The following is a 261-nucleotide window of genomic DNA, read 5'->3' as shown; positions in this document are numbered from 1 at the left end:
ACCCTGTTGACGCATAAATTTGTTAAAGCTGAAGTCCTTAATGAGTTTGAATTAAAGACGGTTAATGATTGTATTGGGCTATATCGAGAACGTTTAACCGATATTAGTTGGTTTATGCGTTCCTTGAGTGAACCGATTGCTAGAATGGCCAATAAAGAAGACAAGTGTACAGGCCGTTTTTGGGAAGGGCGGTTTAAATCTCAAGCCTTGTTAGATGATGCGGCCGTACTCGCCTGTATGGCTTATGTTGATTTGAATCCA

General features: G+C 40.6%; 1 pseudogene. It reads left to right on the top strand.

From position 1 onward, the window contains the following. Positions 1 to 261: pseudogene (locus AB4160_RS19495) on the top strand (transposase); the annotation flags it as partial.

Source organism: Shewanella sp. 10N.286.51.B8, from assembly GCF_041469325.1.
In the GTDB taxonomy this organism is placed as follows: Bacteria; Pseudomonadota; Gammaproteobacteria; order Enterobacterales; family Shewanellaceae; genus Shewanella.
This window is presented reverse-complemented; position numbering and strand designations above follow the sequence as displayed.